We start from the raw sequence: 24,255 nt of genomic DNA on the forward strand, positions 1-24,255 counted from the left end.
CATGGCATACGGTGTGAAGATCGCCAAGGGCGACGCTTACAAGCGTGCGGCCAAGGCTCGCCGCCACATCCGCATCCGCAAGAACGTGTCGGGTACGGCGGAGCGTCCGCGCCTCGTCGTGACGCGTTCGAACCGCGGTATCACCGCTCAGGTCATCGACGACCTCAAGGGTCACACCCTTGCGTCCGCGTCGAACCTGGACGCGTCGATCCGTGGTGGCGAGGGTGACAAGTCCGCGCAGGCCAAGCAGGTCGGTGCTCTCGTCGCCGAGCGCGCCAAGGCCGCTGGTGTCGAGACTGTCGTGTTCGACCGTGGTGGCAACAGGTACGCCGGGCGCATTGCCGCTCTGGCTGACGCCGCCCGCGAAGCCGGGCTGAAGTTCTAAGCCCCGGTTCCGGGACTAACGGACGTAACAGAGAGAGGTAAATCCAATGGCTGGACCCCAGCGCCGCGGAAGCGGTGCCGGTGGCGGCGAGCGGCGGGACCGGAAGGGCCGCGACGGTGGCGCTGCCGCCGAGAAGACCGCGTACGTTGAGCGCGTTGTCGCGATCAACCGCGTCGCCAAGGTTGTCAAGGGTGGTCGCCGCTTCAGCTTCACCGCGCTGGTCGTGGTGGGCGACGGTGACGGCACTGTAGGTGTCGGTTACGGCAAGGCCAAGGAAGTTCCCGCGGCCATCGCCAAGGGTGTCGAGGAAGCCAAGAAGAACTTCTTCAAGGTTCCGCGCATCCAGGGCACCATCCCTCACCCGATCACGGGCGAGCGTGCCGCGGGCGTCGTGCTCCTGAAGCCGGCTTCCCCCGGTACCGGTGTTATCGCCGGTGGTCCGGTGCGCGCCGTTCTGGAGTGCGCCGGCGTTCACGACATCCTGTCGAAGTCGCTCGGCTCCTCCAACGCGATCAACATCGTGCACGCGACCGTGGCGGCCCTCAAGGGCCTGCAGCGTCCCGAGGAGATCGCGGCTCGCCGTGGTCTGCCCCTCGAGGACGTCGCCCCCGCGGCTCTGCTCCGTGCACGTGCTGGGGCGGGTGCGTAATGGCTCGCCTCAAGGTCACGCAGACGAAGTCGTACATCGGCAGCAAGCAGAACCACCGCGACACCCTGCGTTCGCTCGGCCTCAAGAAGGTCAACGACGTGGTTGTCAAGGAGGATCGTCCCGAGTTCCGCGGCATGGTGCACACCGTCCGCCACCTCGTGACGGTCGAGGAGGTTGACTGACATGGCGGAGAACAACCCGCTGAAGGCCCACAACCTCCGTCCCGCCCCGGGCGCCAAGACCGCCAAGACCCGTGTGGGTCGTGGTGAGGCGTCGAAGGGTAAGACGGCTGGTCGTGGTACCAAGGGTACGAAGGCCCGCTACCAGGTTCCGCAGCGCTTCGAGGGTGGGCAGATGCCCCTCCACATGCGTCTGCCGAAGCTCAAGGGCTTCAAGAACCCCTTCCGCACCGAGTTCCAGGTCGTGAACCTGGACAAGCTCGGCGCTCTCTACCCCGAGGGTGGAGAGGTCACGGTGGCCGACCTGGTCGCCAAGGGCGCGGTGCGCAAGAACAGCCTCGTCAAGGTGCTCGGCACCGGCGAGATCACCGTGGCGCTGCAGGTTTCGGTTGACGCCGTCTCCGGCTCCGCCAAGGAGAAGATCGCCGCCGCTGGTGGCACCGTCACCGAGCTCGTCTGAGACGACTCGATGGCTTGAACATCCGATCGGGGATGCCTCTCAAAAGGGGCATCCCCGATTGGTCGTTCCTAGGGGGGCATGGTCGCCGGTAAGGTGGCGTGCACTGTCTAGGCTCCGTGCGGTATGCCCGTACGGAATTGATGACCGATACCTAATCGTCGAACCTCAAGACCGTCACCCTTGACGCATAGCGCGGGGGTCGCAGGAGGCACCGTGCTCACCGCGTTCGCCCGGGCGTTCAAGACGCCCGACCTGCGCAAGAAGCTGTTCTTCACGCTCGCCATCATCGTGCTGTACCGGCTCGGGGCCCACATCCCGGTCCCCGGCGTCAGCTATGAGGCCGTCCAGCAATGTGTCAAGCAGGCCAGTGAGGGCAACAACAGCCTGTTCGGCCTGGTCAACATGTTCAGTGGCGGAGCGCTGCTGCAGATCACCATCTTCGCGCTCGGCATCATGCCGTACATCACGGCGAGCATCATCCTGCAGCTGCTGACCGTCGTGATCCCGCGCCTCGAAGCCCTCAAGAAGGAGGGACAGTCGGGTACCGCCAAGATCACGCAGTACACCCGGTACCTGACCGTCGCCCTCGCCGTGCTCCAGGGCACCGGTCTCGTCGCCACCGCCAAGAGCGGTGCGCTGTTCAGCGGCTGCAACGTCGCCGATCAGGTCGTTCCCGACCCGTCGATCTTCGTCATCGCCACCATGGTGGTCACGATGACCGCCGGTACCTGTGTCGTCATGTGGCTCGGTGAGCTCATCACCGACCGCGGCATCGGCAACGGCATGTCGATCCTCATGTTCATCTCGATCGCCGCCGGCTTCCCGGGCGCCCTGTGGGCCATCAAGGAGAGCGGCAAGCTCGCCAAGGGCTGGATCGAGTTCGGCACCGTCATCCTGATCGGCTTCGTGATGGTGGCCCTCGTGGTCTTCGTCGAGCAGGCCCAGCGGCGCATCCCGGTGCAGTACGCGAAGCGCATGATCGGCCGGCGCTCCTACGGCGGTACGTCCACGTACATCCCGTTGAAGGTGAACCAGGCAGGTGTGATTCCTGTCATCTTCGCGTCGTCGCTGCTCTACATCCCGGCCTTGATCGCGCAGTTCTCCAGTTCCACCGCGGGCTGGAAGACCTGGATCGAAGCCCACTTCGTCAAGGGTGACCACCCCTACTACATCGCCACGTACTTCCTCCTGATCGTGTTCTTCGCCTTCTTCTACGTGGCGATCTCGTTCAACCCCGAGGAAGTCGCGGACAACATGAAGAAGTATGGTGGCTTCATCCCGGGCATCCGGGCTGGTCGACCTACTGCCGAGTACCTGAGCTACGTGCTCAACCGGATCACTTGGCCGGGCTCGCTGTACTTGGGTCTGATCGCTCTTGTGCCGACGATGGCGTTGGCAGGCTTCGGTGGCGCCAATGCCAACTTCCCCTTCGGCGGGACGAGCATCCTCATCATCGTGGGTGTGGGGCTGGAGACCGTGAAGCAGATCGAGAGCCAGCTCCAGCAGCGCAATTACGAAGGGTTCCTCCGCTGATGCGAATCGTCCTCGTCGGACCGCCCGGTGCGGGCAAGGGCACGCAGGCCGCGTTCCTTGCCAAGAACCTGGACATCCCGCACATCTCCACGGGTGACCTGTTCCGTGCCAACATCTCTCAGGGCACGGAGCTGGGTCTGAAGGCCAAGGCGTTCATGGACGCCGGCGACCTGGTACCCGACGAGGTGACCATCGGGATGGCCAAGGACCGGATGGCACAGCCGGACGCCGCCAACGGCTTCCTGCTGGACGGGTTCCCCCGCAACGTGGCGCAGGCCGAGGCCCTGGACGTGGTCCTGAAGGCCGAGGACATGCAGCTCGACGCGGTCCTGGACCTGGAGGTCCCCGAGGACGAGGTCGTGAAGCGGATCGCGGGTCGTCGCACCTGCCGCAACGACAGCGCGCACGTCTTCCACGTGCTCTACAACACCCCGAAGACCGAGGACGTCTGCGACGTCTGCGGCGGCGAGCTCTACCAGCGTCCGGACGACTCCGAGGAGACCGTCCGCAAGCGGCTGGAGGTCTACCACACGCAGACCGAGCCGATCATCGACTACTACCGGGCGCAGAACCTGGTCGTGACGATCACGGCGCTCGGCAAGGTGGACGAGGTCACCGCGAAGGCGATGGCGGCGCTCAAGAAGTAACCCCGGTTCGTCCGATACGGCCGCGGTGCCCCTCAGGGGCGCCGCGGCCGTATCGTTGTTCTGTTCCCCTTACCCGATGGAAAGGCCGCGGCCACGATGGTGCAGATCAAGACCCCCGAGCAGATCGCGAAGATGCGCGAGGCGGGCCTGGTCGTCGCCGCCATTCACGCGGCGACCCGCGAGGTCGCCGTGCCCGGCGCGACCACCCGTGACCTGGACGAGGTCGCGCGGAAGGTCATCGCCGAGCACGGGGCGAAGTCGAACTTCCTGGGGTACGGGGGATTCCCCGCGACGATCTGCACCTCGGTGAACGAGGTCGTCGTCCACGGGATCCCCGACGAGAAGACCGTCCTCAAGGACGGCGACATCATCTCCATCGACTGCGGCGCGATCGTGGACGGCTGGCACGGCGACGCCGCGTACACGGCCTTCGTGGGCACCGGGCACGCGCCGGAGCTGATCGAGCTCTCCCGGGTGACCGAGGAGTCGATGTGGGCCGGTATCGCCGCCATGAAGCCCGGCAACCGTCTGGTGGACGTCTCCCGGGCGATCGAGACGTACATCAAGCGGCAGCCGCGGCCGGCGGTCGGCGACCACAGCCTCGGCCGGTACGGGATCATCGAGGACTACGGCGGCCACGGCATCGGCACCGAGATGCACATGGACCCGCACCTGCTGAACTACGTCTCCCGCAAGCGCGGCAAGGGCCCCAAGCTGGTGCCCGGCTTCTGCCTGGCGATCGAGCCGATGGTCTCCCTCGGCACGCCGGCGACCGAGGTCCTGAAGGACGACTGGACGGTCATCACCACGGACGGCACCTGGTCCTCCCACTGGGAGCACTCGGTCGCGCTCACGGAGGACGGCCCCCTGGTCCTGACGGCGGTCGACGGCGGCAGGGCGAAGCTGGCGGAGCTGGGCGTCACGGCCGCTCCGGACCCGCTGGCTCCGTAGGGACTAAGGATCAGTCCGGATGGGCAGACTTCCCGATTCGTCTTTTCCTGGGGCCTGTCGTAGACTGATGCGTCGGCTCTCGTGTACCCGTGTGTCCGCATGCGGCGGCGAGAGTCGATCAAGGTAGCCGATTCGAAGGGCGAAGCGTGGCCAAGAAGCAAGGTGCCATCGAAATCGAGGGCACCGTGATCGAGTCCCTCCCGAACGCCATGTTCAAGGTGGAACTTCAGAACGGTCACAAGGTCCTCGCGCACATCTCCGGCAAGATGCGGATGCACTACATCCGAATCCTTCCGGACGACCGGGTCGTGGTGGAGCTCTCTCCTTACGACCTGACGCGTGGCCGGATCGTCTACCGGTACAAGTAGATCTTGCCCGCACCCCGCCTCCGTGCGCGGTGGTGGCACTGACCCGGAGAACCTGACATCCCATGAAGGTCAAGCCGAGCGTCAAGAAGATCTGCGACAAGTGCAAGGTGATCCGCCGTCACGGTCGGGTCATGGTCATCTGCGACAACCTGCGCCACAAGCAGCGCCAGGGCTGACGCACGCCGACCGACCTGCACCTTCGCAGTTCTTCGCGCGACGCAGTAGCAACACGTACATACGCAGAGCCCGTCGGGCCGTGTTCCACGGCTGACGGCACCTCCGGCGGGGGCCGGGGACCCGGACGTACCACCTCTCTGAATCCAGAGAGGTCGGCGGCCGGGAGCGGTTCTGCAGCAGACCCCCGAGAACACAGGAGCCATTGAATGGCACGCGTTTCCGGTGTTGACATCCCGCGCGAAAAGCGTGTGGTGGTCGCACTCACCTACGTCTTCGGTATCGGACGTACCCGGTCCGAGGAGATCCTCGCCGCGACCGGCGTGAACCCGTCCACCCGTGTCCGCGAGCTTGCCGAGGAAGACCTCGTCAAGATCCGCGAGTACGTGGACGCCAACCTCCAGACCGAGGGTGACCTCCGCCGCGAGATCGCCGCCGACATCCGCCGCAAGGTCGAGATCGGCTGCTACCAGGGTCTTCGCCACCGTCGTGGCCTGCCCGTCCGCGGTCAGCGCACCAGCACGAACGCTCGTACCCGCAAGGGCCCGCGTCGCGCCATCGCCGGCAAGAAGAAGCCGGGCAAGAAGTAGTCCTCAGCGGACGCTTTATCAAGCGGTCTTCGCTTGTAGGACCGACCACCTCCCGTAGGAGATATAGATGCCCCCCAAGGGTCGTCAGGGCGCTGCCAAGAAGGTGCGCCGCAAGGAAAAGAAGAACGTCGCTCACGGCCACGCGCACATCAAGAGCACGTTCAACAACACGATCGTCTCGATCACGGACCCCTCGGGCAACGTGATCTCCTGGGCCTCCGCCGGCCACGTCGGCTTCAAGGGCTCGCGCAAGTCGACTCCGTTCGCCGCGCAGATGGCCGCCGAGTCGGCCGCCCGCCGCGCGCAGGAGCACGGCATGCGCAAGGTCGACGTCTTCGTCAAGGGTCCCGGCTCCGGCCGTGAGACCGCGATCCGCTCCCTCCAGGCCACGGGCCTCGAGGTCGGTTCGATCCAGGACGTCACCCCCACGCCGCACAACGGCTGCCGTCCCCCCAAGCGCCGCCGCGTCTGACGCACTGGCTGCTTGACACGGGCTTTCGGGCGGTACGGCTCCTCGGAGGCGTGCCGCCCGTACCCTTGCAGTACGCACTACGCAGTACTCCGTCGGGCGTCAAATAGTGGGCGTCCACGACTGAAGGATTGAAGACATGCTTATCGCTCAGCGTCCTTCGCTGACCGAAGAGGTCGTCGACGAGTTCCGCTCCCGGTTCGTCATCGAGCCGCTGGAGCCGGGCTTCGGCTACACCCTCGGCAACTCCCTCCGCCGTACCCTCCTCTCCTCGATCCCGGGTGCCGCTGTCACCAGCATCCGCGTCGACGGCGTCCTGCACGAGTTCACCACCGTGCCGGGTGTCAAGGAGGACGTCACCGACCTCATCCTCAACATCAAGCAGCTGGTCGTCTCCTCGGAGCACGACGAGCCGGTCGTGATGTACCTGCGCAAGCAGGGCCCGGGTCTGGTCACCGCCGCCGACATCGCGCCCCCGGCCGGTGTCGAGGTGCACAACCCCGACCTCGTCCTCGCCACGCTCAACGGCAAGGGCAAGCTGGAGATGGAGCTGACGGTCGAGCGCGGCCGCGGTTACGTCTCCGCCGTGCAGAACAAGCAGGCGGGCCAGGAGATCGGCCGCATCCCGGTCGACTCCATCTACTCTCCGGTGCTCAAGGTCACGTACAAGGTCGAGGCGACCCGTGTCGAGCAGCGCACCGACTTCGACAAGCTGATCGTCGACGTCGAGACCAAGCAGGCCATGCGTCCGCGTGACGCCATGGCGTCGGCCGGCAAGACCCTGGTCGAGCTGTTCGGTCTGGCGCGCGAGCTCAACATCGACGCCGAGGGCATCGACATGGGCCCGTCCCCGACGGACGCCGCCCTCGCCGCCGACCTGGCGCTGCCGATCGAGGAGCTCGAGCTCACCGTTCGTTCGTACAACTGCCTCAAGCGCGAGGGCATCCACTCCGTGGGTGAACTCGTTGCGCGCTCCGAGGCCGACCTGCTCGACATCCGCAACTTCGGTGCGAAGTCGATCGACGAGGTCAAGGCGAAGCTGGCCGGCATGGGCCTGGCCCTGAAGGACAGCCCGCCCGGATTCGACCCGACCGCCGCCGCCGACGCCTTCGGCGCCGACGACGACGTGGACGCGGGCTTCGTCGAGACCGAGCAGTACTAGTCGATCGTCTGCGGGCCGGTTTCGGCCGGTCGCGCCCACGCGGCGTCAGCCGCAGATCGATACCTCCCCGCGCCCCTCACGGGGCGTGGGTCTCCGACGGGTGACCGCCCGCTCGGACACTGACACCGGTACCTCATACGGCCGGTGCAGATCACAAGGAGAAACACCATGCCGCGTCCCGCGAAGGGTGCCCGCCTCGGCGGTTCCGCCGCGCACGAGAAGCTGCTCCTCGCCAACCTGGCGAAGTCGCTCTTCGAGCACGGCCGCATCACCACGACCGAGGCCAAGGCCCGCCGCCTGCGTCCGGTCGCCGAGCGCCTGATCACCAAGGCGAAGAAGGGCGACATCCACAACCGTCGCCTGGTGCTGCAGTCGATCACCGACAAGGGCATCGTCCACACGCTCTTCACCGAGATCGCGCCGCGCTACTCCGAGCGCCCGGGTGGCTACACCCGTATCACCAAGATCGGCAACCGTCGTGGCGACAACGCCCCGATGGCCGTGATCGAGCTGGTCGAGGGCGAGATCGCCAAGAAGGCGACCGTCGCCGAGGCCGAGGCCGCCACCAAGCGCGCCGTCAAGGAGGCCGACGAGGCCACCACGACCGAGGCCACCGAGGAAGAGTCGAAGGACGCGTAAGCGTTTTTCCGACGTTTCTCGTGTGCGGGCCCGTACCCCTGGGGTGCGGGCCCGCTCCCGTGTGTTTGAAAGGATCTCCGCGTGAGCGATGACGTGCAGGACGGTTTCGTACGGGTACGCCTCGACCTCTCGTACGACGGCAAGGACTTCTCCGGCTGGGCCAAGCAGGCCCAGGGCCGACGGACCGTGCAGGGGGACATCGAGGACGCCCTGCGGACCGTGACCCGGTCCCAGGAGACGTACGAGCTGACCGTGGCAGGCCGGACCGACTCCGGGGTCCACGCCCGCGGGCAGGTCGCCCATGTCGACCTGCCCGTCGAGCTGTGGGCCGAGCATCGCGACAAGCTGCTCAGGCGGCTCGCCGGGCGGCTCTCCCACGACGTACGGGTGTGGAGGGTGGAGGAGGCCCCCGCGGGCTTCAACGCGCGCTTCTCCGCCGTCTGGCGCCGTTACGCCTACCGCGTCACCGACAACCCCGGCGGGGTCGACCCGCTGCAGCGCGGGCACGTCCTCTGGCACGACTGGGCCCTCGACATGGACGCCATGAACGAGGCCGCCGCCGCGCTCGTCGGCGAGCACGACTTCGCCGCGTACTGCAAGCGGCGCGAGGGCGCGACCACCATCCGCACCCTCCAGGAGCTGCGCTGGGAGCGGCGTCCCGACGGGGTGATGGAAGCCACCGTGAAGGCCGACGCCTTCTGCCACAACATGGTCCGCTCGCTGGTCGGTGCCCTGCTGTTCGTCGGGGACGGGCACCGGCCGGTGGACTGGCCCGGCAAGGTGCTCGCGGCCGGGGTGCGGGACTCCGCCGTGCATGTCGTACGGCCGCACGGCCTCACCCTCGAAGAGGTCGGCTACCCGGCCGACGAGCTCCTGGCCGCCCGCAATCTGGAGGCCAGGAACAAGCGGTCACTCCCCGGGAGCGCCGGCTGCTGCTGAGGCCTGGGCCTTGCCGCGGGCGTAGATCTGGTTGAAGGCGAAGGTGCCGAGGTCGTCGCTGGCCTGGAAGACCGGCCGGTGGGCCTTGGTGACCTTCTTGCCGTCGGTGAAGCCGGCCTGGGTGAAGTACGCGTAGCGGCCGACCGAGTTCGAGCGGCGCAGGCAGACCGTGGCGCGGCAGAACTCCTTGACGCCCGCGCCGGCCAGCGGGGCGATACCGCCCGTGGCCTGGTTCTTCGCCTGGAGCGCGGCGGCCTCCGACGGGAAGACGGCGACACCGACGGTGATCGCCACGCCGTCCTTCACATAGGTGGCGCGGAGCACCCGCTGGCAGCCGTTCTTCTTGAGGACGGCGCCGAGGCCGCCCTGGGTGACGGCCGCGCAGTCCGTCGTCGCGGAGGTCGCGCCCTTCTTGTACGGGCGCTTGTCCATCGTCAGCTTCCTGCCCGGGAACAGGCCCTCGGCGGTGAGGGGGGCCCTGTCCTTCTTCGGGTCCGTGATGTAGTCCTTCGGGTTCGGCGGGGGCGGCGGCGCCACCGAGGAGAAGGTCGGCTCGGGGGTCGGCGAGCCGGTGGGGGAGACCGTGCCGGTGGGCACCGCGCTGTTCTTGGCCTCGTCGTTCTTCTTGCCGGTGGCCACCACGGCGGTCGCCACGATCGCGCCGACGACGAGGGCGGCCACGGCTCCGCCGCCGATCATCAGCCAGCGCCTGCGCCGGTTACGGGAGGCCGAGGCGTCGGCCAGGGCGCCCCAGTCCGGGGTCGGCCCGCCGCCCTGGGCGCCCGGGAACGGGTCCGGCTGCCCGCCGCCGTACCCCGGCTGCTGCCCGTATCCCTGCGGTCCCTGCGGCTGTCCGTACCCCTGCTGTCCCTGCTGCTGCGGCTCGTGCGGCCACTGCGGTCCCCCAAAGCTCATGCCGCGCATCCTAAACCGGTTGGGCCAGGCCGACGCGGGCGGCGACAATGCACCTCATGGGACATGTCGAGGCCGCGCATCTTGAGTACTACCTTCCCGACGGGAGGGTCCTGCTCGGGGACGTCTCCTTCCGGGTGGGTGAAGGGGCCGTCGTCGCCCTCGTCGGGGCCAACGGCGCCGGCAAGACCACACTGCTCCGGCTGATCTCCGGGGAGCTCCAGCCGCACGGCGGCAGCGTCACCGTCAGCGGCGGCCTCGGTGTGATGCCGCAGTTCGTCGGCTCGGTACGGGACGAGTCCACCGTCCGCGACCTGCTGGTGTCGGTGGCCCAGCCCCGGATCCGGGAGGCCGCGAAGGCCGTCGACGAGGCCGAGCACCTGATCATGACGGTCGACGACGAGGCCGCGCAGATGAGGTACGCGCAGGCCCTCAGCGACTGGGCCGAGGTCCAGGGGTACGAGGCCGAGACCGTCTGGGACATGTGCACCATGGCCGCGCTCGGCGTTCCGTACGAGAAGGCGCAGTTCCGGCAGGTCAGGACGCTCTCCGGTGGTGAGCAGAAGCGGCTGGTCCTGGAGTCGCTGCTGCGCGGCTCCGACGAGGTGCTGCTCCTCGACGAGCCGGACAACTACCTCGACGTCCCGGGGAAGCGGTGGCTGGAGGAGCGGCTGCGGGAGACCCGTAAGACCGTGTTGTTCATCTCGCACGACCGGGAGCTGCTGTCCCGGGGCGCGCAGAAGATCGTGGCGGTCGAGCCCGGTCCGGCCGGCTCGGACGTCTGGGTGCACGGCGGCGGCTTCGACACCTTCCACGAGGCGCGGCGGGAGCGGTTCGCCCGCTTCGAGGAGCTGAAGCGGCGCTGGGAGGAGAAGCACGCCCAGCTGAAGAGGCTCGTCGTCAACCTGCGGCAGGCGGCGTCGGTCAGCCACGACATGGCCTCCCGGTACGCGGCGGCGCAGACCCGGCTCAGGAAGTTCGAGGAGGCGGGGCCGCCGCCCGAGCCGCCGCGCGAGCAGGACATCCGGATGCGGCTGCGCGGCGGGCGGACCGGCGTGCGGGCCGTGACCTGCGAGAACCTTCAGCTGACCGGTCTGATGAAGCCGTTCTCGCTCGAGATCTTCTACGGGGAGCGGGTCGCCGTCCTCGGTTCGAACGGCTCGGGCAAGTCCCATTTCCTGAGGCTGCTCGCGGGGGACCCGTCGGTCGCCCACACCGGTGACTGGAAGCTGGGCGCCCGGGTGGTGCCGGGGCACTTCGCGCAGACCCACGCCCACCCGGAGCTGGCCGGGCGGCCGCTCGTCGACATCCTGTGGACGGAGCACGCCAAGGACCGGGGCGGGGCGATGTCGGTGCTGCGCCGGTACGAGCTGGAGCGGCAGGGCGACCAGCCCTTCGACAAGCTCTCCGGCGGGCAGCAGGCCCGTTTCCAGATCCTGCTCCTGGAACTGGCGGGCACGACGGCGCTGCTGCTCGACGAGCCGACGGACAACCTCGACCTGGAGTCGGCCGAGGCCCTGCAGGACGGGCTCGAGTCGTACGACGGGACGGTGCTGGCCGTGACCCACGACCGGTGGTTCGCGAAGAGCTTCGACCGCTATCTGGTCTTCGGCTCGGACGGGGTCGTACGGGAGACGAGTGAGCCCGTGTGGGACGAGCGGCGGGTCGAGCGGGCGCGGTGACCGGGGGCGGTCGTGGGAACTCGGGCTCGGGCCACGGTCGGCGGACGGAGTCCGGCGCAGCCGGGCGAAGCCGGGGAGGCCCTCAGGGGCCGAGCGGTGCGAGCGCGGCGTGGGGAATAGGTCGAGCGGCGGGTCGAGCGGGCACGGTGACCGGGGGCGGTCGTGGGCACTCGACCTCGGGCCACGGTCGGCGGACGGAGTCCGGAGCAGCCGGGCGAAGCCGGGGAGGCCCTCAGGAGCCGAGCGGTGCGAGCGCGGCGTGGGGTGGAGGTCGAGCGGGGGCGCTGACCTGGTGTCCTGCGGCGTTTTGACCCCTCGGGGGTGGCGCGGGTACTGTTGCGGTTTGTTATGCGTATTGGCTTCGTCGTTCTCACGCGAAGGGCCCTTACGCAGGTTCCCTGGAGCAGTTACCAGTGGCTCGCATACGGGCGTGTTCCCGGCAGTGCAGGCCCAAGCTGCATGATCGCTTCAGGTGTGTCTGGACTCCATCCACTGAAGAAGCGAAGGCTACGAAGTGCGTACGTACAGCCCCAAGCCCGGCGATGTCACTCGCCAGTGGCACATCATCGACGCGCAGGACGTTGTCCTGGGCCGTCTGGCGACCACGGCTGCGAACCTCCTCCGAGGCAAGCACAAGCCGGTCTACGCCCCCCACATGGACATGGGCGACTTCGTCATCATCATCAATGCTGACAAGGTCCACCTGTCCGGCAACAAGAAGACCCAGAAGCTGGCTTACCGCCACTCCGGCTTCCCGGGTGGTCTGCGCTCCGTCCGTTACGACGAGCTGCTCTCCAAGAACCCCGAGAAGGCCGTCGAGAAGGCCATCAAGGGCATGATCCCCAAGAACACCCTGGGCCGTCAGATGATCTCGAAGCTGAAGGTCTACGCGGGCGAGAACCACCCGCACGCTGCTCAGCAGCCGGTCCCGTTCGAGATCACCCAGGTCGCGCAGTAGTTCCGGCCACACCCCCTAAGAACGAAAGAAATCTGAGGAGAATCGTGGCCGAGACCACCCCCGAAACCCCCGTCGACGAGTTCGAGGGCGTTGAGGAGTACACGACCGAGACCGAGCTCGTCGAGGGTGAGTACACCTCCGAGTCGCTCGCGTCCCGCTTCGGCGACCCGCAGCCGGCCGCCGGCCTGGGCCGTCGCAAGAACGCCATCGCCCGCGTCCGGATCGTCCCGGGCACCGGCAAGTGGAAGATCAACGGTCGCACCCTTGAGGACTACTTCCCCAACAAGGTGCACCAGCAGGAAGTCAACGAGCCCTTCAAGGTGCTCGAGCTCGACAACCGCTACGACATCATCGCCCGCATCGCGGGTGGCGGCGTCTCCGGTCAGGCCGGCGCCCTGCGTCTCGGCGTGGCCCGTGCGCTGAACGAGGCGGACGTCGAGAACAACCGCCCGGCGCTGAAGAAGGCCGGCTTCCTCTCCCGCGACGACCGTGCGGTCGAGCGCAAGAAGGCCGGTCTCAAGAAGGCCCGTAAGGCCCCGCAGTACAGCAAGCGTTAATCGCCTGCTCGGTCTGCTCTCGTACGCCTCGGCGGCACTGCCCGTGCCGTCGGGGCGTGCGTTTTTTCATAACCTTTTGCACCTTTCATCTTTCAGTTCTTTCATCGGCTTGGGCACGTATTCTCGGAGGACAGCTGTGGGACGACTCTTCGGTACGGACGGCGTACGCGGTGTGGCCAACGCGGACCTGACGGCGGAGCTCGCGCTCGGCCTGTCGGTCGCGGCGGCGCACGTGCTCGCCGAGGCGGGCACCTTCGCGGGGCATCGGCCGGTCGCCGTGGTCGGACGTGACCCCCGCGCCTCCGGGGAGTTCCTCGAGGCCGCCGTCGTGGCGGGGCTCGCCAGTGCCGGCGTCGACGTGCTGCGCGTCGGCGTGCTGCCGACCCCGGCCGTGGCCCACCTCACCGGCGTCCTCGGCGCCGACCTCGGCGTGATGCTCTCCGCCAGCCACAACGCCATGCCCGACAACGGCATCAAGTTCTTCGCACGCGGCGGCCACAAGCTCGCCGACGAGCTGGAGGACCGGATCGAGTCCCTGTACGAGGAGCACCGCACGGGCGCTCCCTGGGAGCGTCCGACCGGTGCCGGCGTCGGCCGGGTCCGTGACTACGAGCAGGGCTTCGACACGTACGTCGCCCACCTCATCGCCGTCCTCCCCAACCGTCTCGACGGTCTGAAGGTCGTCCTCGACGAGGCCCACGGCGCCGCCGCCCGCGTCTCGCCCGAGGCGTTCTCCCGGGCCGGCGCCGAGGTCGTCACCATCGGTGCCGAGCCGGACGGCCTCAACATCAACGACGGCTGCGGCTCCACCCACCTGGAGCTGCTCAAGGCCGCCGTCGTCCAGCACGGCGCCGACCTCGGCATCGCCCACGACGGCGACGCCGACCGCTGCCTCGCCGTGGACGCGGCGGGCAACGAGGTCGACGGCGACCAGATCCTGGCCGTGCTCGCCCTCGCCATGCGCGAGGCCGGGACGCTGCGCGGCGACGCCGTCGTCGCGACCGTCATGTCCAACCTGGGCTTCAAGCTCGCCATGGAACGCGAGGGCCTGAACCTCGTCCAGACCGCGGTCGGCGACCGCTACGTGCTGGAGTCCATGAAGGAGCACGGTTACGCGCTCGGCGGCGAGCAGTCGGGACACGTCATCGTCCTCGACCACGCCACCACCGGCGACGGCACCCTCACCGGCCTCATGCTGGCCGCCCGGGTCGCCGCCACCGGCAAGTCGCTCGCGGACCTCGCCGCGGTGATGGAGCGGCTGCCGCAGATCCTCATCAACGTGAAGGACGTCGACAAGTCGCGCGTCTCCACCTCCGGCGACCTGGCCGCCGCCGTCGTCGAGGCCGAGCGCGAGCTCGGCTCCACCGGCCGCGTGCTGCTCCGCTCCTCCGGCACCGAGCCGCTGGTCCGCGTCATGGTCGAGGCCGCGGACATCGAGCAGGCCCGCGCGGTCGCGCAGCGACTCGCGGACGTCGTGAAGTCGGCACTGGGCTAGGCTTTCTGAGGCATCGTCATGCACAGGAGGGCCCCCACCGGCACGGTGGGGGCCCTCCGTCGCGCACGGGGGACTCCGGAGTGGGCGCTCAGGCCTGCGGCGTGCGACGCCACTGGCCGCGCTGGGTGCGCCACAGCAGCTTCTGCGCGTACAGCGTGAGGATCCCGGCCAGCATGATTCCGAAGAGGTTGAGCAGGAGCTGCTCGATCGACCCCCACATCTGGCCCACCTCGCCGTAGCTCAGCGCCACGGCCGCGTTCGCGGCCGCCGGGACCGTCGTCACCGAGATCGCCACCCCCACCAGGGCGCCGGACTTCGCGGACGTCAGCGAGAGCATGCCGGCCGCGCCCGCGAGCAGCGCCACGACGAACGAGAACGGGTCGGGCTGCCAGATGAAACTGGTGTTGGGGCGTTCCGCGTCCAGGCGTTCCCTGGTGAACAGGTCGAACGCGTCCATCCCCAGACTGAACAGGGTCGTCACCGCGATCGCCGCCGCGAAGCCGACGAGCAGCGCGATCAGCGACCGCGCCGCCAGCTTCGGAGCGCGCCGCACCACCGCCGTACACACGCCGGCGAGCGGGCCGAACTCCGGGCCGACCGCCATCGCGCCCACGATCAGGACCGCGTTGTCCAGGACGACACCGCAGGCCGCGATCATCGTCGCCAGGACCATGAACGCGCAGTACGTGACCGAGAGCGACGACTCCTCGTGGGTCGCCTCCGTCAGCTGCTCCCAGAGCACGGCGTCCGCACCCTCGCCCGGCGCCTCCTTCTCGGCCGCGTCCGCACGCGTGGAGAGGGACAGATCGATGTCGCCGACGGCGATCGAGCCGTCCTGATGGATCCCCAGCTCGCGCAGCCCGTTGAGGAGTTCGTCGCCCGCCTCACGGGCCACGTCGCACATCACGACGTCACCCGCGGGGTCCCGGGCCGCGCCGGGCAGCACCACCAGGTGCGTGGTGCCGACCGTCGACTCGATCAGCTTGACCGCGGCGGGGGTGCTTTCGGGCGGGACGATCATCCGGAGATGCAGCATGCGGAAGAGCTTACGGACGGCCGGGGCGTACGGAAGGTCAGAGCTTGCGGAGGCTCAACCGCTGCACCTTGTGGTCGGAGCCCTTGCGGACCACCAGGGTCGCCCGGCCGCGGGTCGGGGCCACGTTCTCCAGGAGGTTCACCTTGTTGATGGTGCGCCACATGGTGCGGGCGTAGTCGAGGGCCTCGTCCTCGGAGACCTGCGTGTACCGCTGGAAGTACGAGGACGGGTTCTGGAACGCGGTGTCGCGCAGCTTGCGGAAGCGGTTCAGGTACCAGCGCTCGATGTCCTCGGGGCGCGCGTCCACGTACACCGAGAAGTCGAAGTAGTCGGCGAGACCGACCCGGGTCCGCCCGTCCTTGCCGGGGAGCGCCGGCTGGAGGACGTTCAGCCCCTCCACGATCAGGATGTCAGGGCGGCGGACGACGAGCCGCTCTCCGGGCACGCGGTCGTAGATCAGGTGCGAATAGACCGGTGCCGTGACCTCCTCCTTGCCCGCCTTGATGTCCGCGACGAACCGGGTCAGGGCCCGGCGGTCGTACGACTCGGGGAATCCCTTACGGGCCATCAGACCCCGCGCCTTCAACTCCTCCATCGGGTAGAGGAAGGCGTCCGTGGTCACCAGCTCCACGCGCGGGTGCTCCGGCCAGCGGGCGAGCAGGGCCTGCAGGAGCCGGGAGACCGTCGACTTGCCGACGGCCACCGACCCGGCGACCCCTATGACGAAGGGGGTGCCGCGCTGCTCCGCGTTCTCGCCGAGGAAGGTGTTGAGGGCGCCGCGCAGACCGCTGGTGGCCTGCACGTACAGGTTGAGCAGCCGGGACAGTGGCAGATAGATGTCCCGTACCTCGTCGAGGTCGATGACGTCCCCGAGTCCGCGGAGCCGCTCCACCTCGTCGGCGGTGAGCGGCAGCGGCGTCTTGTCCCGCAGGTCGCTCCACTCGGCCCGGGTCAGGTCGACGTAGGGGGTCGCCTCGGAGGGGCGCCGGGGGGAGGAGCCGTTGCCGGGGGCGCCGTTGGCGGGGGGGCCGTTGCCGTGGGCGGGGCCGGTCCCGTCGGGGCTTCGTGGCGGCGAAGTGATCACCCCGCCATTGTCGGGGGTCAGGGGCCGGTCGTGGGTCTCCGCGGGTCGTGGGGTGGGTCACGCGGAAACCTCGTTGTCGGCCCCACCTCCGGGGCGATCATGCTGGTGCCGCGTGGGCTCCTGTCCCTCACGCGGGGGAGCCGTCCCCGCACGGCACGAGGAACACCGAAGAGAACAGAGAGCCGCCACGCATGCGTACGTCCAACGGGCAGGGCGCCCAGGGTCCGGCGCCGGGTGCTTCCGGCGGGCGGAGGGTCCGGCGCCGGTCCCCGACGCGTACCCGTCGAACTCCGCTGACTCCGGCCCTCCGGGCGCCATCCGCCCTACGCTTCCGTCATGTGTGGAATCGTGGGATACGTCGGCGGGCAGTCGGCGCTTGATGTGGTGGTCGCGGGCCTCAAGAGGCTCGAATACCGGGGTTACGACTCGGCAGGGGTCGCGGTGCTCTCCGACGGAGGGCTCGCCTCGGCCAAGAAGGCGGGCAAGCTCCTCAATCTGGAGAAGGAGCTGGTGGAACGGCCGCTGGCCGGCGGGTCCTTGGGCATCGGACACACCCGTTGGGCCACCCACGGCGGGCCGACCGACGCCAACGCGCACCCGCACCTGGACAACGCGGGACGGGTCGCCGTCGTCCACAACGGCATCATCGAGAACTTCGCCGCCCTGCGCGAAGAGCTCGCGGACCGCGGCCACGACCTGCTCTCCGAGACGGACACGGAGGTCGTCGCGCACCTCCTCGCCGAGGAGTTCTCCTCGGTCGGCGACCTCGCCGAGGCCATGCGGCTCGTCTGCCGACGGCTCGACGGGGCGTTCACCCTGGTCGCCGTGCACGCCGACCAGCCGGACGTGGTCGTCGGCGCCCGCCGGAACTCGCCGCTCGTCGTCGGCGTCGGCGAGGGCGAGAACTTCCTCGCCTCCGACGTGTCCGCCTTCATCGCCCACACCCGCTCCGCCGTCGAACTCGGCCAGGACCAGGTCGTCGAGCTGACCAGGGACGGCGTCACCGTCACCGACTTCGACGGCACACCCGCCGACGTACGGGCCTACCACGTGGACTGGGACGCCTCCGCCGCCGAGAAGGGCGGCTACGACCACTTCATGCTCAAGGAGATCGCCGAGCAGCCCAAGGCCGTCGCCGACACCCTCCTCGGCCGCATCGACGGCACGGGACGGCTCACCCTCGACGAGGTGCGCATCCCCGCCCACGTGCTCCGCGAGGCCGACAAGGTCGTCATCATCGCCTGCGGCACCGCCTTCCACGCCGGACTCATCGCCAAGTACGCCATCGAGCACTGGACCCGCATCCCCTGCGAGGTCGAACTCGCCAGCGAGTTCCGCTACCGCGACCCGATCCTCGACCGGCGCACCCTCGTCATCGCCATCTCCCAGTCCGGCGAGACCATGGACACCCTGATGGCGCTCCGGCACGCCCGTGAGCAGGGCGCGAAGGTCCTCGCCGTCTGCAACACCAACGGCTCGACCATCCCCCGCGAGTCGGACGCCGTGCTCTACACCCACGCCGGGCCCGAGGTCGCCGTCGCGTCCACGAAGGCCTTCCTCACCCAGCTCGTCGCCTGCTACCTCCTCGCGCTGTACCTGGGGCAGGTGCGCGGCACCAAGTGGGGCGACGAGATCCACGCCGTCGTCCGGGAGCTCGCCCGGATCGGCGACGAGGTCGAACGGGTCCTCGCGACGATGGAGCCGGTCCGCGCCCTCGCCCGCTCCCTCGCCCACAAGGACACCGTCCTCTTCCTCGGCCGCCACGTGGGATACCCCGTCGCCCTCGAAGGCGCCCTGAAGCTCAAGGAACTCGCGTACATGCACGCCGAGGGCTTCGCCGCCGGCGAGCTCAAGCACGGGCCGATCGCGCTCATCGAGGAGGACCTGCCGGTGGTCGTCGTCGTGCCCTCGCCCAAGGGCCGATCCGTCCTGCACGACAAGATCGTCTCCAACATCCAGGAGATCCGGGCACGCGGGGCGCGGACCATCGTCATCGCGGAGGAGGGCGACGACGCCGTCGTCCCGTACGCCGACCACCTCATCCGGATCCCGGCCACGCCTACGCTGCTCCAGCCGCTGGTCTCCACGGTGCCGCTCCAGGTCTTCGCCTGCGAGCTCGCCACCGCGCGGGGCAACGAGGTGGACCAGCCGCGCAACCTGGCCAAATCCGTGACCGTGGAGTGAGTGGGAAATGATCATTGGGGTGGGGATCGACGTGGCGGAGATCGACCGTTTCGCCGCGTCGATCGAACGGACGCCGGGGCTGCTCCAGCGCCTCTTCGTCGAACGGGAGCTGCTGCTCCCCAGCGGTGAACGGCGCGGGCCCGCGTCCCTCGCGGTGCGGTTCGCCGCGAAGGAGGCGCTCGCGAAGGCGCTTGGCGCGCCGGGCGGGCTGCACTGGACGGACGCCGAGGTGTACGTCGAGGGCACCGGCCGGCCACGGCTCCGGGTGCGCGGGACGGTGGCGGCGCGGGCGGCGGAGCTGGGCGTGAAGAACTGGCACGTCTCGCTCAGCCATGACGCGGGGGTGGCGTCGGCGGTGGTCATCGCGGAGGCGTGACGGGGTGCGCGGGCGGGGGGTGTGGGAGTGTCGAGCCGGGCCCGGGGCGGGTGGTGTGGGGGCGTCGACCCGCGTCCCCGGGGCGGCGGGTGGTCGCGGGGGGCGTCGACCCGCTTCCCCCCGGCAGCCGCCTGACGACTGCGGCAGACTGCTGACCATGCGAACCGCTCACCGCGTGGAGACCGTACGGGCCGCCGAGGCCGCTCTCATGGCCCGGCTGCCCGAGGGCGCCCTCATGGGGCGGGCCGCCGCCGGACTCGCCGCCGCCTGCTGCTCGCTCCTCGGCAAGGGGAGGGTGTACGGGGCGAGGGTCGTCCTCCTCGTCGGCAGCGGCGACAACGGCGGCGACGCCCTGTACGCCGGCGCCCGGCTCGCCCGGCGCGGCGCCGGGGTCACCGCCGTCCTGCTCGGCGCCCACGCCCACGAGGGCGGGCTCGCGGCCCTCGCGGCGGCGGGCGGCCGGGTCGCGGACGATCCGTTCGAGCCGCTCGCCGTCGCCGACCTCGTCCTCGACGGCATCACCGGCATCGGCGGGCGGGGCGGCCTCCGGCCCGACGCCGTACCCGTCGCCAGGGCCGCGCGCGGCTCCGACGCCGTCGTCGTCGCCGTCGACCTGCCGAGCGGCGTCGACGCGGACACGGGCGAGGTGCCGGGGGAGGCGCTGCGGGCGGACGTGACGGTCACCTTCGGCACGTACAAGCCGGGGCTGCTCGTCGACCCCGGACGGGAGCACGCGGGCGCGCTGCGGCTCGTCGCCATCGGACTCGGCGACGAACTGCCGGGCGTGCCCGACGTGGAGGCGCTCCAGCACCAGGACGTGGCGCGACTGCTGCCCGTGCCCGGCGCGGGGAGCGACAAGTACCGGCGCGGCGTCCTCGGTGTGGTCGCCGGTTCCGCCCGCTACCCCGGGGCGGCGGTCCTCACCGTCGCGGGGGCGCTGCGAGGCGGGGCGGGGGCCGTGCGGTACGTCGGGCCCGCCGCCGACGCGGTGATCGCCCGGCACCCGGAGACCCTCGTCCACGCGGGGCCGCCGGCCGCCGCGGGGCGGGTCCAGGCGTGGGTGGTCGGCCCCGGGCTCGGCGACGAACCAGGTGTGGCGGAGGTCCTCGCCTCGGACGTTCCGGTCCTCGTGGACGCGGACGGACTGCGGGGCCTGGACCCCGCTCTGGTACGGGGCCGCCCGGCGCCGACGCTCCTCACCCCGCACGCGGGAGAGGCGGCGGCGCTGCTCGGCGTGGCCCGTGAGGAGGTGGAGGCGGGGCGGCTCGCGGCGGTACGGGAACTGACGGGGCGGTTCGGGGCGACGGTGCTGCTCAAGGGCTCGACGACGCTGGTGTACGGGCCGGAGGGCGGCCCCGTACGGGTGAACCCCACCGGGACCGGCTGGCTGGCCACGGCGGGCAGCGGTGACGTCCTCTCCGGCCTTGCGGGCTCCCTCCTGGCGGCGGGCCTGCCCCCCGTGGACGCGGCCTCGTGCGCGGCGTACCTCCACGGCCTGGCGGCCCGACGGGCCTCGGAGGGCCGGGGACCGGTGACGGCGTCGGAGGTGGCGGGGGCCCTGGGCGGGGCGTGGCGGGACGTGAGCGCGACCGGGTAGTCCCCTGAGGGCTGGGACCCCCAACCCCACCCCTTCCCGAAACCTGCCGGGGGCGGGCGGACAAGCTTCCCCGGGGACTCCGACCCCGTGCCCGGCGGGACGGGCGGGCCGTGCCGCAGGGGACTCCGTCCCCGAGCCCGGGCGGCGCCCGCTTCGCGGCGCCGGGGCCGGGCGGGCCGTCCCACGGGTGCCTCCGCCCCGGGCCTTCCTGCCCTCCGAAGCAGGCGGGGCGTTCGTCTCGCGGCGCCTGTCCGGCGCCGCGCCGTCCCCGACGGCCCGGCACGGGGCGGCCGGGAGTCGGCACCTGAGAGACTGGGCGCGATGACTGAGACACCGCCGCCCCGCAGAGCCCGTGCCGAGATCGACCTCGGCGCGTTGCGTGCGAACGTCCGCACGCTGCGCGCCCGTGTCGGCCCCCATGTCCGGATGATGGCCGTGGTGAAGGCCGACGCGTACGGGCACGGTGCGGTGCGCTGCGCCCGTGCCGCCCTGGACGCGGGTGCGGACTGGCTGGGGACGGCCACTCCGCAGGAGGCGCTAGCGCTGCGTGCCGCCGGGATCACCGGTGTGCCGCTCATGTGCTGGCTGTGGGCGCCGGGGGATCCGTGGGACCGGGGTATCGAGGCCGGGCTCGACATGTCGGTGAGCGGGATGTGGGCGCTGGCGGAGGTGCTGGAGGCGGCCCGCCGTACCGGGGGGATCGCCCGTATCCAGCTCAAGGCGGACACCGGGCTCGGGCGCAACGGCTGCCAGCCCGCCGACTGGCCGGAGCTGGTGGAGGCCGCGTTGAAGGCGGAGGCCGACGGTCTCGTCAAGGTCACCGGTCTCTGGTCGCACCTGGCCTGCGCCGACGAGCCCCACCACCCTTCGATCGCCGCCCAGCTCGATGTCTTCCGTTCGATGCTCGACCACGCCGAGCGGGCGGGTGTCGTGCCCGAGGTGCGGCACATCGCCAACTCGCCCGCGACCCTGACCCTTCCCGAGGCGCACTTCGACATGGTCCGGCCCGGCATCGCGGTGTACGGCATCTCGCCGAGCCCGGATCTGGGGACCTCCGCCGAGCTGGGGCTGAGGCCGGTGATGTCGCTGAAGGGGAGCGTCGCGCTGGTCAAGCGGGTCCCGGCCGGGCACGGGGTCAGTTACGGGCACCACTACGTCACGGAGACGGAGACGACCCTGGGGCTGGTGCCGCTCGGGTACGCCGACGGTGTCCCGCGGCATGCTTCGGGCCGTGGCCCGGTGCTCGTCGGCGGCACGGTGCGCAGGGTCGCGGGGCGGGTCGCCATGGACCAGTTCGTCGTGGATCTGGGCGGGGAGGAGCCCGGGGCGGGCACCGAGGCCGTGCTCTTCGGCCCGGGCGACCGGGGCGAGCCGACCGCGGAGGACTGGGCGGTGGCCGCCGACACCATCGCGTACGAGATCGTCACCCGGATCGGCGCGCGCGTCCCGCGCGTGTACCTGGGCGAGTAGGGGGCCGACGTGGGCGAGGCGACCGGTACCAGCAGCTGGCGGCGCGCCGGGTTCGCCGGCGCCGCGATCGGCGTCCTGGCCGCCGGCGCGGCCGCCGGGGTCGCCGTCGAGCGGCTCACCGTGAGCCGTTCCGTACGCCAGAAGGCGCGGCTCGCCCTCGACTCCACCGGCCCGTACGGCGGGGTGCGCGGGACTCCGGGCCGGGCCCTCGCCGACGACTCGACCGTCCTGTACTACGAGGTGGACGAGGTCGAGGCGGACGCACCGCCCGCCCGCCGCCGCAGGCTCTTCGGGCGCAAGGAGCCCGCGCCCGTCACCGTCGTCTTCAGCCACGGCTACTGCCTCAACCAGGACTCCTGGCACTTCCAGCGGGCGGCGCTGCGCGGTCTCGTCCGTACCGTCTTCTGGGACCAGCGCGGTCACGGCCGTTCCGGCCAGGGCGTCTCCCAGTCCGGTCCCGCCGCCGTGCCGGTGGCCATCGACCAGCTGGGCCGCGATCTGAAGGCCGTCCTGGACGCCGCCGCGCCGGAGGGTCCGGTCGTCCTCGTCGGGCACTCGATGGGCGGCATGACGATCATGGCGCTGGCCGACCGGTACCCGGAGTTCGTCCGGGACCGGGTCGTGGGCGCCGCTTTCGTCGGCACCTCGGCCGGGAAGCTGGCGGAGGTGTCGTACGGCCTGCCGATCGCCGGCGTCAACGCCGTCCGCCGGGTCCTGCCGGGGGTGCTGCGGGCGCTCGGCGCCCAGGCTGAGCTGGTGGAGCGGGGCCGCAGGGCGACCGTGGACCTGTTCGCCGGGCTGATCAAGAAGTACTCGTTCGCGTCGAGGGACGTGGATCCGGCGGTCGCCCGCTTCGCGGAGCGGATGATCGAGTCGACCCCGATCGACGTGGTCGCCGCGTTCTACCCGGCCTTCGCCGAGCACGACAAGACGGCCGCCCTGCCCGTCTTCCGTGACGTGCCGGTGCTCGCGCTCGCCGGGGACAACGACCTGGTGACGCCCAGTTCCCACACCGAGGCCATCGCGGACCTGCTCCCGGACGCGGAACTCGTCATCGTCCCGGACGGCGGCCATCTGGTGATGCTGGAGCACCCGGAGGTGGTCACCGACCGCCTCGCGGACCTGCTCGTACGGGCGGGAGCCGTCCCGGAGGCGGCGGCGACGACCGGCACGGCGGAACCGGACCCGCGCAACGGATAAATTGGCGGGTATGGAAGCAGCGCACCCGCCCGTCTCCGGCGCCACCCTCTCCGTCGACTCCCCCCAGCAGATGCAGGAGCTCGGCCGCAGCCTCGCGAAGATCCTCCGTCCCGGCGACCTCGTCATGCTCACCGGCGAGCTCGGCGCCGGGAAGACCACCCTGACCAGGGGCCTCGGCGAGGGGCTCGGGGTGCGGGGCGCCGTCACCTCCCCGACCTTCGTCATCGCCCGCGTCCATCCGTCCCTGGTCGGCGGCCCGGCCCTGGTGCACGTGGACGCGTACCGCCTCGGCGGCGGGCTCGACGAGATGGAGGACCTCGATCTGGACGTCTCCCTGCCCGAGTCGGTGATCGTCGTCGAGTGGGGTGACGGCAAGGTCGAGGAGCTGACCGACGACCGGCTGCACCTCCTGATCCACCGGGTGACCGGCGACACCGACGACGACCGGCGCACGGTCGTACTGCGCGGGATCGGCCCGCGCTGGGCCGACGAGGACCTGGGCGCGCTCTGACCGATCCGGACGGCCGGGTACGTAGATTCCGACAACGTGTCGGGAAGG

The 24,255-nt window shown here is 70.3% G+C and carries 27 protein-coding genes; 24 read left to right on the top strand and 3 right to left on the bottom strand.

Going from position 1 to position 24,255, the window contains the following annotated elements:
* Window position 1: 1 nt before the first annotated feature.
* The 14 genes from rplR (at window position 2) to truA (ending at window position 9,145) form a co-directional block, all read left to right on the top strand.
* A complete protein-coding gene (gene rplR, locus ABZ567_RS06490; protein WP_351793016.1) occupies window positions 2-385 on the top strand; it encodes a 50S ribosomal protein L18 in 384 nt (127 codons plus the stop codon).
* Between the two features lie 46 nt (window positions 386-431).
* On the top strand, window positions 432-1,034 hold the full coding sequence (rpsE, locus tag ABZ567_RS06495; RefSeq protein WP_030214033.1) for a 30S ribosomal protein S5: 603 nt from the start codon (window positions 432-434) through the stop codon (window positions 1,032-1,034).
* Complete coding sequence (gene rpmD, locus ABZ567_RS06500; RefSeq protein WP_015035589.1) at window positions 1,034-1,216, top strand: 50S ribosomal protein L30; 183 nt, start codon at window positions 1,034-1,036, stop codon at window positions 1,214-1,216. Before rpsE ends, rpmD begins: the two co-directional genes overlap by 1 nt.
* A 1-nt stretch (window position 1,217) precedes the next feature.
* Entirely contained in the window at window positions 1,218-1,673 is a 456-nt protein-coding gene (rplO, locus tag ABZ567_RS06505) for a 50S ribosomal protein L15 (protein WP_125744792.1), read from the top strand.
* A 213-nt stretch (window positions 1,674-1,886) separates the two neighbouring features.
* Window positions 1,887-3,206, top strand: a complete 1,320-nt coding sequence (secY, locus tag ABZ567_RS06510) for a preprotein translocase subunit SecY (protein ID WP_360785350.1) — start codon at window positions 1,887-1,889, stop codon at window positions 3,204-3,206.
* Complete coding sequence (locus ABZ567_RS06515; RefSeq protein WP_360785351.1) at window positions 3,206-3,853, top strand: adenylate kinase; 648 nt, start codon at window positions 3,206-3,208, stop codon at window positions 3,851-3,853. Before secY ends, ABZ567_RS06515 begins: the two co-directional genes overlap by 1 nt.
* A gap of 96 nt (window positions 3,854-3,949) precedes the next feature.
* The gene (gene map, locus ABZ567_RS06520) at window positions 3,950-4,804 is read left to right on the top strand and encodes a type I methionyl aminopeptidase (RefSeq protein WP_360785353.1); all 855 of its coding nucleotides are present in this window, start codon (window positions 3,950-3,952) and stop codon (window positions 4,802-4,804) included.
* Between the two features lie 146 nt (window positions 4,805-4,950).
* Window positions 4,951-5,172, top strand: coding sequence for a translation initiation factor IF-1 (gene infA, locus ABZ567_RS06525; RefSeq protein ID WP_003956442.1), 222 nt, complete (start codon window positions 4,951-4,953; stop codon window positions 5,170-5,172).
* A gap of 62 nt (window positions 5,173-5,234) precedes the next feature.
* Window positions 5,235-5,348 (top strand): 50S ribosomal protein L36, encoded by a 114-nt coding sequence (rpmJ, locus tag ABZ567_RS06530; protein WP_003956441.1) that lies wholly within the window; start codon window positions 5,235-5,237, stop codon window positions 5,346-5,348.
* Window positions 5,349-5,555: 207 nt separating this feature from the next.
* Window positions 5,556-5,936 carry a 30S ribosomal protein S13 gene (gene rpsM, locus ABZ567_RS06535; protein WP_030214048.1) on the top strand — a complete coding sequence of 127 codons (381 nt, stop codon included), beginning with the start codon at window positions 5,556-5,558 and terminating at the stop codon, window positions 5,934-5,936.
* Window positions 5,937-6,003: 67 nt separating this feature from the next.
* Window positions 6,004-6,408: a 30S ribosomal protein S11 gene (gene rpsK, locus ABZ567_RS06540; protein WP_003956432.1), complete on the top strand. Its 405-nt coding sequence runs from the start codon at window positions 6,004-6,006 to the stop codon at window positions 6,406-6,408.
* A gap of 136 nt (window positions 6,409-6,544) precedes the next feature.
* Window positions 6,545-7,567, top strand: coding sequence for a DNA-directed RNA polymerase subunit alpha (locus tag ABZ567_RS06545; protein ID WP_360785355.1), 1,023 nt, complete (start codon window positions 6,545-6,547; stop codon window positions 7,565-7,567).
* 168 nt (window positions 7,568-7,735) lie between these two features.
* Window positions 7,736-8,206 carry a 50S ribosomal protein L17 gene (gene rplQ / locus ABZ567_RS06550; RefSeq protein WP_360785357.1) on the top strand — a complete coding sequence of 157 codons (471 nt, stop codon included), beginning with the start codon at window positions 7,736-7,738 and terminating at the stop codon, window positions 8,204-8,206.
* Window positions 8,207-8,287: 81 nt separating this feature from the next.
* Window positions 8,288-9,145: a tRNA pseudouridine(38-40) synthase TruA gene (gene truA, locus ABZ567_RS06555; protein ID WP_360785359.1), complete on the top strand. Its 858-nt coding sequence runs from the start codon at window positions 8,288-8,290 to the stop codon at window positions 9,143-9,145.
* Here truA and ABZ567_RS06560 read toward each other — a convergent pair.
* Entirely contained in the window at window positions 9,116-10,060 is a 945-nt protein-coding gene (locus tag ABZ567_RS06560) for a hypothetical protein (protein WP_360785361.1), read from the bottom strand. The genes truA and ABZ567_RS06560 overlap by 30 nt on opposite strands.
* A gap of 47 nt (window positions 10,061-10,107) precedes the next feature.
* On the opposite strand from ABZ567_RS06560, the gene ABZ567_RS06565 reads away from it, so the two are divergent.
* The 4 genes from ABZ567_RS06565 to glmM all read left to right on the top strand — a co-directional run bounded on the left by ABZ567_RS06565 (window position 10,108) and on the right by glmM (window position 14,749).
* Window positions 10,108-11,739, top strand: a complete 1,632-nt coding sequence (locus ABZ567_RS06565) for an ATP-binding cassette domain-containing protein (protein ID WP_360785363.1) — start codon at window positions 10,108-10,110, stop codon at window positions 11,737-11,739.
* Window positions 11,740-12,253: 514 nt separating this feature from the next.
* A complete protein-coding gene (rplM, locus tag ABZ567_RS06570) occupies window positions 12,254-12,697 on the top strand; it encodes a 50S ribosomal protein L13 (protein ID WP_360785364.1) in 444 nt (147 codons plus the stop codon).
* Between the two features lie 44 nt (window positions 12,698-12,741).
* The gene (rpsI, locus tag ABZ567_RS06575; protein ID WP_041130789.1) at window positions 12,742-13,254 is read left to right on the top strand and encodes a 30S ribosomal protein S9; all 513 of its coding nucleotides are present in this window, start codon (window positions 12,742-12,744) and stop codon (window positions 13,252-13,254) included.
* 136 nt (window positions 13,255-13,390) lie between these two features.
* Window positions 13,391-14,749 carry a phosphoglucosamine mutase gene (gene glmM / locus ABZ567_RS06580; protein WP_360785366.1) on the top strand — a complete coding sequence of 453 codons (1,359 nt, stop codon included), beginning with the start codon at window positions 13,391-13,393 and terminating at the stop codon, window positions 14,747-14,749.
* An 88-nt stretch (window positions 14,750-14,837) separates the two neighbouring features.
* Here glmM and ABZ567_RS06585 read toward each other — a convergent pair whose 3' ends face one another.
* Window positions 14,838-15,785, bottom strand: a complete 948-nt coding sequence (locus ABZ567_RS06585; RefSeq protein ID WP_360785368.1) for a DUF389 domain-containing protein — start codon at window positions 15,783-15,785, stop codon at window positions 14,838-14,840.
* Between the two features lie 37 nt (window positions 15,786-15,822).
* Window positions 15,823-16,869, bottom strand: a complete 1,047-nt coding sequence (gene coaA, locus ABZ567_RS06590; RefSeq protein ID WP_360785370.1) for a type I pantothenate kinase — start codon at window positions 16,867-16,869, stop codon at window positions 15,823-15,825.
* A 336-nt stretch (window positions 16,870-17,205) separates the two neighbouring features.
* Here coaA and glmS point away from each other — a divergent pair, with 336 nt between their 5' ends.
* The 6 genes from glmS (at window position 17,206) to tsaE (ending at window position 24,207) form a co-directional block, all read left to right on the top strand.
* Window positions 17,206-19,053, top strand: coding sequence for a glutamine--fructose-6-phosphate transaminase (isomerizing) (glmS, locus tag ABZ567_RS06595; protein WP_360785371.1), 1,848 nt, complete (start codon window positions 17,206-17,208; stop codon window positions 19,051-19,053).
* 7 nt (window positions 19,054-19,060) lie between these two features.
* Window positions 19,061-19,429, top strand: coding sequence for a holo-ACP synthase (locus ABZ567_RS06600; RefSeq protein WP_360785373.1), 369 nt, complete (start codon window positions 19,061-19,063; stop codon window positions 19,427-19,429).
* A 157-nt stretch (window positions 19,430-19,586) separates the two neighbouring features.
* Window positions 19,587-21,026 carry an NAD(P)H-hydrate dehydratase gene (locus ABZ567_RS06605; RefSeq protein ID WP_360785375.1) on the top strand — a complete coding sequence of 480 codons (1,440 nt, stop codon included), beginning with the start codon at window positions 19,587-19,589 and terminating at the stop codon, window positions 21,024-21,026.
* Window positions 21,027-21,347: 321 nt separating this feature from the next.
* Entirely contained in the window at window positions 21,348-22,496 is a 1,149-nt protein-coding gene (alr, locus tag ABZ567_RS06610) for an alanine racemase (protein WP_360785376.1), read from the top strand.
* A 9-nt stretch (window positions 22,497-22,505) separates the two neighbouring features.
* Window positions 22,506-23,696 carry an alpha/beta hydrolase gene (locus ABZ567_RS06615; RefSeq protein ID WP_360785377.1) on the top strand — a complete coding sequence of 397 codons (1,191 nt, stop codon included), beginning with the start codon at window positions 22,506-22,508 and terminating at the stop codon, window positions 23,694-23,696.
* A 10-nt stretch (window positions 23,697-23,706) separates the two neighbouring features.
* The gene (gene tsaE / locus ABZ567_RS06620) at window positions 23,707-24,207 is read left to right on the top strand and encodes a tRNA (adenosine(37)-N6)-threonylcarbamoyltransferase complex ATPase subunit type 1 TsaE (RefSeq protein WP_360785378.1); all 501 of its coding nucleotides are present in this window, start codon (window positions 23,707-23,709) and stop codon (window positions 24,205-24,207) included.
* The last annotated feature ends 48 nt before the right edge of the window (window positions 24,208-24,255 follow it).

This window comes from Streptomyces sp. NPDC016459, from assembly GCF_040632845.1.
Classification (GTDB): domain Bacteria; phylum Actinomycetota; class Actinomycetes; order Streptomycetales; family Streptomycetaceae; genus Streptomyces.